Source organism: Streptomyces novaecaesareae, assembly GCF_000716875.1.
GTDB lineage: Bacteria > Actinomycetota > Actinomycetes > Streptomycetales > Streptomycetaceae > Kitasatospora > Kitasatospora novaecaesareae.
Window position 1 is genome coordinate 21,051 of sequence record NZ_JNWQ01000090.1, and the last position, 6,855, is coordinate 27,905.

General features: G+C 75.1%; 6 protein-coding genes. 1 reads left to right on the forward strand and 5 read right to left on the reverse strand.

The features are described from left to right. Positions 1 to 125 precede the first annotated feature (125 nt). Positions 126 to 2,294, reverse strand: coding sequence for an RNA polymerase recycling motor ATPase HelR (gene helR / locus OP86_RS27360; protein WP_030256420.1), 2,169 nt, complete (start codon positions 2,292 to 2,294; stop codon positions 126 to 128). A gap of 411 nt (positions 2,295 to 2,705) precedes the next feature. Between helR and OP86_RS27365 the strand changes: the two genes are divergently transcribed. Further along, the gene (locus OP86_RS27365; RefSeq protein ID WP_030058297.1) at positions 2,706 to 2,942 is read left to right on the forward strand and encodes a hypothetical protein; all 237 of its coding nucleotides are present in this window, start codon (positions 2,706 to 2,708) and stop codon (positions 2,940 to 2,942) included. Here the strand turns inward: OP86_RS27365 and OP86_RS33990 are convergent. The 4 genes from OP86_RS33990 to OP86_RS27385 form a co-directional block, all read right to left on the reverse strand. Further along, a complete protein-coding gene (locus tag OP86_RS33990) occupies positions 2,888 to 3,601 on the reverse strand; it encodes a DUF6099 family protein (protein WP_051830764.1) in 714 nt (237 codons plus the stop codon). The genes OP86_RS27365 and OP86_RS33990 overlap by 55 nt on opposite strands. 221 nt (positions 3,602 to 3,822) lie before the next feature. Further along, the gene (locus OP86_RS27375; protein ID WP_030058299.1) at positions 3,823 to 4,200 is read right to left on the reverse strand and encodes a nucleotide pyrophosphohydrolase; all 378 of its coding nucleotides are present in this window, start codon (positions 4,198 to 4,200) and stop codon (positions 3,823 to 3,825) included. Next, complete coding sequence (locus OP86_RS27380; protein ID WP_051830765.1) at positions 4,197 to 5,648, reverse strand: AAA family ATPase; 1,452 nt, start codon at positions 5,646 to 5,648, stop codon at positions 4,197 to 4,199. The genes OP86_RS27375 and OP86_RS27380 overlap by 4 nt, the downstream gene beginning before the upstream one ends. Before the next feature lie 155 nt (positions 5,649 to 5,803). After that, a complete protein-coding gene (locus OP86_RS27385) occupies positions 5,804 to 6,697 on the reverse strand; it encodes a putative RNA methyltransferase (protein WP_030058301.1) in 894 nt (297 codons plus the stop codon). Positions 6,698 to 6,855 lie beyond the last annotated feature (158 nt).

Below are 6,855 nucleotides of genomic sequence, written 5' to 3' on the forward strand. Positions count from 1 at the left end.
CGTCACTCGACCGGGGGACGGACGATCCGGCCCCTCCGCCCGCCCTCCCGCCTCACGAACTCCTTCCTGTCACACAAGCACCTCCCGTCCCACGAACTCCGCCTCCCTCACGAACTCCGCCTCCCTCACGAACTCCTGAGGATCACCAGCCGCTGCGTCGCCCGGGTCATCGCGACGTAGCGGTCGACGGCTCCCTCGATGCCGCCGCCGAACGCCTCCGGATCGACCAGGACGACCAGGTCGAACTCAAGCCCCTTCGACAGCTCCGGGGTCAGCGAGCGGACCCGCGGCCGGGCCCGGAAGTCCGGGGCGCCGATCACGCAGGCGACGCCCTCGGCGTGCTCGGCGTGCTCGGCGAGCCAGCCGTCCAGGATCGCGTCCAGCTCCGACACGGATCCGTGCTCGACGGGGAGGCCGCTGCTGCGGACGGAGGTCGGCACGTTGGCGTCCGGCAGCGCCGCCCGGATGGCGGGCTCGGCCTCGGCCATGACCTCCTCCGGAGTGCGGTAGTTGATGCTCAGCGAGGCCACCGTGGTCCGGTCGAGCCCGATCCGCGCCAGCCGCTCCTGCCAGGACTCGGCGAAGCCGTGCCGGGCCTGCGCGCGGTCCCCGACGATGGTGAAGCTCCGGGACGGGCAGCGCAGCAGCAGCATCTGCCACTCCGCGTCGGTCAGCTCCTGGGCCTCGTCCACGACGATGTGCGCGAACGGGCCGACCAGCGGCTCCGGATCGGCGACGGGCAGGGCGGTCTCGTCGACCAGGCTGTCCTGGAGGTCCTTCCCGCGCAGCATCGTCACCGCGCCCTCACCGTCGTCGTCGGCCTGCAGCAGGTCCCCGATGACGTCGGCCATGCGGGCGCGTTCGGCGGCGGCCGCCGCCTCGCGCCGGCGCTGCCGCAGGGCCGCCTCCGGGTCGCCGAGCCGCTGGCGGGCCGCGTCCAGCAGCGGCAGGTCGGAGACCGTCCAGGCCTGGGGCGCGTGCTTGCGCTGCAGCGCGCGGACCTCCTCGGGGGCGAGCCAGGGCGCGCACATCCGCAGGTAGGCGGGCACCGACCAGAGGTCGCCGACCAGGTCGGCCGCTTCGAGCAGCGGCCACGCCCGGTTGAGCGTCTCCACCAGCTCCCGGTCCTGCCGCAGCGACCGGCGGAACAGCTCGGGCGGCACCGCCTCCTCGTCCTCGTCCAGCTTGTCCATCAGGATCGTGGCGAGCTCCTCCCAGATCTGTTCACGCGCCTCGTTGTGCGGGGTGCCCGGGTCCGGCGCGTCGAACGCGTCGGCCCAGTCCTGGGCGCTCAGCCAGAGGTCGGCCCAGTGGGTCACGACCGCCATCCCCTCGGCGGGCGGCTCCTCGTAGAACCGGACGGCCTTCTCGATCGCCTTCACCATGTCGACCGAGGACTTCAGCCGGGCCGCCTCCGGGTCGGTCTCGACCCCCGCCTTCGCGCCCTCGGCGACGAGGTCCCGCACCGTGCAGGTCCGTACGCCCTCCTCGCCGAGGCTGGGCAGGACGTCGGCGACGTACGCCAGGTACGGCTGGTGCGGCCCGACGAACAGCACGCCGCCCCGCCGGTGGCCGAGCCGCGGATCGGAGTACAGCAGGTACGCGGAGCGGTGCAGCGCGACGACCGTCTTCCCGGTGCCCGGGCCGCCGTCGACCACCAGGGCGCCCCGGGACCCGGCCCGGATGATGGCGTCCTGGTCGGCCTGGATGGTGGCCAGCACGTCCCGCATCCGGGCCGACCGGTTGGCGCCCAGGCCGGCGATGAACGCGGACTGGTCGTCCAGCGCGGCGTGCCCCTCCAGGGCGTCGGCGGCGAACACCTCGTCCCAGTAGTCGCCGATCCGGCCGCCGGTCCAGCGGTACCTGCGGCGGCTCACCAGCCCCATCGGGTCCGCGTGGGTCGCCGCGAAGAACGGCTCGGCCGCGGGCGAGCGCCAGTCGACCAGCAGCCGGCGCCCCTCGCTGTCGGTGAGGCCGAGCCGCCCGATGTACACCGGCTCGGGGTCGCCCGGGGCGACGACGTGCCCGAGGCACAGGTCCAGACCGAAGCGACGCAGGGCGCGCAGGCGACCGGTCAGCTTGTGGACCTCGATGTCCCGGTCCATCGCCTCCCGACCGACGCCGCCCGGTGCCCGGCGCAGGGCGTCGAGGCGGTCGGACAGCTCGGCGATCGTCTGCTCCAGGCTCGCCTCGACGGCCGCGAAGTGCCGCTCGTCGCGGCCGATCAGTGCCGGGTCGGCCTTGGCGGAGAGCCGCTCGGGAAGGTCGAACGCGCTGGTGGTCAGGGGGTTCATGGCATCAGCTCCGATCTGAGGCCTGTGATTGTGCGGCACCACGGGGGCCTTGCCGCAAGACCCCCCGTGCGCTATACGTTGAGAGTGGCAAGGGGTGGGTCTTCCCCCTTCTGCTTCCTCCCTTCCGCTTCATTCCGCTCCCTCGGCTTCCTCCGGCTTCCTCCGGCTTCCTCCTGTCGCGCCTAGCCCAGGCCGTACCGCGGCGGCAACCCCGGCTCACCCGAGAGGCTTACGGCGTACCGGAGTCGGACCGCATCGGGTGGTGCCCGGTGACGGCCGCCGGAGCGGTTCGTTGGGTGCTGCGGCGGGGGCGGACGCCCCGGCCGGGCCGGACAGGTGCCGCCCCCGCCGCGCGGGCCGGGCCACCGTCGGCCGTTCCACACCGCACCGCCGATCCGAAGAGGTCCCGTCATGTCCGAACCATCTGCCACGCCGCAGCTCCCGAGCAGCCCGACGGACTCGGCTGCCGGCACCTCGGCCGGGCCCGTCATTCCCAAGAGCCTGCTGGAGCAGATGCAGGAACTGCTCGCCTCGGTCACCGCGGATCTCGCCGAGCTGCAGTCCTCCGGCGCCCGCGACACCGAACCCGCCGCCTATCCGACCGGCACGGACACCTCCGCGGCCCCGGCCTCGCCGGGCACCCGGTAGTCCGGCGCCCGTTCCCGAACCGCCGGCCCGCCCCCACCAGGCGGGCCGCCGTCGTCCGGCGGGCCGCCGTCGCCCGGCAGGCAGTCCTCGCCCGGTGGACCGCCGTCCGCCGGTCCACCGCCCGGCGGGCCGAGCCGGACGACCAGTAACGGCGAACCGCAGCCCGCCCGTTCGGGCTCCGCCCCGCCGAGCGCCGTACGTTCCGCTCCTTCGAGCCGGCCCGCCGCCTCCCGCAGCCGCCCCGTCAGGTCCTTGCACTCCGACACCGCGTCGACGCCGTCGATGCACGTCCAGTAGAGGCTCTCGGTGTCCGCCCCGCAGGCCAGCACCACCAGCGTCTCGCCGACGTCCCGCAGCAGCCCGTCCAGCGCCCCCAGGGTCGGCGCCGGCTCCCCGAGGTCGGTGAGCCGCGCGGCCCGGCCGCCGCTCACCAGGGCGGCCCGGACGACGGAGCGGTCCAGGCAGAGCGCCGCGTGCGCCCCGGCCTCGGAGAGCTGCTGGCCCAGCCCGGTGAGCTCCTCGTCCTCCGACTCGGCCAGCCGGGCGCCCACCGCCTCCGTGAGCAGCGCGGCCTGCCGCGCCTCGGCCAGCACATCGGGTACGTGCCTGGCCTCGGCCAGGGCGTACCTGGCCGTCTTGATCAGTCGCAGCGCCTCCATGGCCACCGCTCCTCTCGCTCGCCGTCACCGTCGACCCGGGCTGCCGAGGAGGCCGCCCTGTGGTCACGGCGAAAGCGTGCGAGGAAGAGCGCGGAGGTGCATCCGCCTTGTCAGAAGCTGTGGATAAGTCCGGGGTTGTGGATAACTTCCGTCCCTCGCAAGGGTTGGTCGCCCACGTCCGAGTTGACGTTGTCCCCGTCCGACTCGACGTCCTTCCCGTCCTACTCGACGCCGTCCGAGCCGACGTCGTCCCCGTCCGGCACCGGGAAGCGGTGCTCGTTCCGCTCGATCTTCGCCGCGAGGGCCGCCAGCGGATCCACCCCGACCGCGGTGCAGAACTGCAGCAGGTACGCCAGCACGTCCGCGACCTCGTCGCGCACCCGGTGCGCGCGCTCGGGGTCGGACATCACCGCGGCCGCCTGCTCGGGCGTCAGCCACTGGAAGATCTCCAGCAGTTCCCCGGCCTCCACGCTCAACGCCGCCGCCAGGTTCTTCGGCGTGTGGAACGGCTCCCACTTCCGGGCCGCCGCGAAGTCCACCAACCGCTGTCGCAGGTCCTCCAGGGTCGGCTCGCCGGCCCCCGTCACTCGTTCGCTCACCCCTCCAGGTCTACCGCATCGCCGCCCGCAGCCGACCCGGCCCCCTCCACCACCGGCCGCTCCTCCTCCGCGGCCCCGACGGCTCCGTCCCCGCGCGCCCCCTCCCCGGACGGCCGCTCCCCGAACGCCCCCTCCCCGCACCCGCCCTGGGCCGGCACCCGCGCCGTCTCCGGCCGCAGCACGGTGAAGCCCGAATCCGGGTCCCGCCGGCACTCGACCAGCACCGCCCCACCCGACCGCAGGTCGCCCGCGCCCAGCGCCTCCCGTGCCGCCGCCGGCTCCTGCAGCGCGGCGACCGCCCGCAGCTGGCCGCGCTCGGCCATGTCCCGCGCCAGCCGCAGCAGCGAGGCGGTCTGCTCGGCGGAGAGCCCGGCTCCCAGGTCCTCGGCCAGCACAGTGAGCTGCCGGTGCGCCCACGGCACCTCGGCGGCCACGTCCAGGTCGAGCACCCCGGCCCCGGTCAGCAGCACCGCGGCGAACGCGAGGTGGCGCAGCATGCCGTCGGAGGCCTGGTCGGCCCCGGTGCGCCCGAGGACGCCCTCGTCGAAGACGGCAAGGACGCGCCGCACGCCCTCGCTCTCGCGCTCGGCCACGGTGAGCCCGAGCAGCGGGTGCGGCGCCGCGGACTGGACGACGCGCAGGAGCTGCCCGTACCGCCGCGGGCACTCGTTGCTCAGCCGGGCGATGACGGCGGAGATGTTGGCGGCGTTGCCGCGCAGCCGGGCCTGCGGGTCGGCCCGGGCCCAGTCGCGCATCAGGGCGGGGACGGGGTGCAGCGGGAAGACCTCGCGCAACGCGGTGAGCAGGTCCTCCGCGGCGGCGAGGACCAGGCACTCGCCGGCCGACGAGCCCGCGACCCGCAGCGGCAACTGCGCGGTGATCATGGTGCCGCTGGGGAAGGGCGCCCGGATGTCGCCCTGGCGGGTGTCGTTGTGCCAGCAGACGTTGACCCGGCGGTCGCGGACGTCCTGTTCGCCGGTGTCGACGAGGGTCCGGCCGTCGAGGGCGAGCGACTCCCGGGCGATCCGGACCGCGCCGTCGGTGCGGATCACCATGTCGAGCCGGATCCGGCCGTACGGGGAGCGGACGGTGCAGCCGAGGATGATCGCGTCCCGTCCGTGCGGGACGCACCCGGCCAGCCCGCCCCGGACGGGTACGGCGAGCGGGCCGGTGCGGTCGGGCAGGCCGTCCAACGAGTCGGCGATCTCCTCGCCGAGGGCGAGCCGGGACAGCACAGCCAGCGCGTCCAGGGCGTTGGACTTGCCCACCCCGGCGGGCCCGTGCAGCACGGTGAGGGGCGCGAGGGGCAGGACCGCGCGCCGGTAGGACTTGAACGAGGTGAGCCGGAGCTCCTCGACGGTGGGACGCGGCACGGGCGGCCGCTCGGGCCCCGGGGCGTCCGGTCGCAGGGGGGCCGGCCCGGCGGGCCTGGTGGCGTCGCGGTTCACCCGACGGACGTTAGCCGCAGGCCGACGGGCGGAAACGTGCCTGCACGGCAGATTCATCCCAACGTGGCGCCCCACCCCGATCGCGATGACCGATCACGACGACCGATCGCCATGACCGATCACGATGGCCAGCCGTCCCGAGCGGCGGCGGGCGCTCAGCGCCGGTACGCGGCCACCGTCACCGAGGCCGTCACCTCGACCGGATCCGGCAGCGCCGCGAGCGCGGCACCGAGCCGCTCCGGGTCGGTGTGCCAGGCGCTGGGCCCCATGCCCACGACGGTCCGCACGTCCTGCGGGCCGAGCCGCAGGGTGAACTCGACCTCCCGCCGCGCCCCGGGCGTCAGGTACGGCCCGAGCTTCTCGTCGATCCTCCGCTGCTTCTCCTCGTCCACCGACAACAGCCCCAGCGCGTCGACGAGTTCGCGCAGGTGCCGGGCGGTGGGCGAGACCAGCAGCAGCGTCCCGCCCGGGCGCAGCACCCGGCGGATCTCGGGCCCGTTGCGCGGGGCGAAGACGTTGAGCATCAGCTCAACGGAGGCGTCGCGCAGCGGCAGCGGACGCCAGGCGTCACAGACGACGGCGCCGATCCGCGGGTGCGCCTTGGCGGCGCGGCGCAGCGCGTACTTGGAGATGTCGAGGGCGGCGCCGACGCTGCCGGGCAGGGCGTCGAGGACGTGGGCCAGGTAGTGGCCGGTGCCGGCGCCGAGGTCGGCGACCAGGCCGTCGGCCTCGGACTCGGACTCGGGCTCGGCCTCGGACTCGGCCTCGGACTCGGCCTCGGGCTCACCGGCGAGCGCCGCCGCGGCGGCCTCGGCGAGCGCGTCCGCGATGGGCCGGTAGTGCCCGGCCGCGAGGAAGTCCGCCCGGGCGGCGACCATCTCGGCGGTGTCCCCGGTTCCGGTGTGGGCATCGCCGGCGAGGAGGCTGACGTAGCCCTGCTTGGCGACGTCGAAGCTGTGCCCGGCGGGGCAGCGCAGACTGCGGTCGTGCCGGGTGAGGGCCTGCGTGCAGAGGGGGCAGGCCAGGTAGCGCTCGATGTCCTGCAGCAACGTTCCGTCTTCTCTCGCCGTACGCCCCGGCCGGTCGGGGGCGCCAGCCAGCCTAACGACCCGGCCCGCCCCACCGACCCCGACCGGCCCGGCGGCCGCCCCCGACGCTCCCGCCCGAGACCCCGGCCCACCGCCCCCCGAGCGGCCCGGGCTACCGC

Bases quoted from the DNA above. Each gene is read 5' to 3' on its own strand.
- helR (WP_030256420.1), bottom strand. From the start codon at position 2,294: ATGAACCCCCTGACCACCAGCGCGTTCGACCTTCCCGAGCGGCTCTCC.
- OP86_RS27365 (WP_030058297.1), top strand. From the start codon at position 2,706: ATGTCCGAACCATCTGCCACGCCGCAGCTCCCGAGCAGCCCGACGGAC.
- OP86_RS33990 (WP_051830764.1), bottom strand. From the start codon at position 3,601: ATGGAGGCGCTGCGACTGATCAAGACGGCCAGGTACGCCCTGGCCGAG.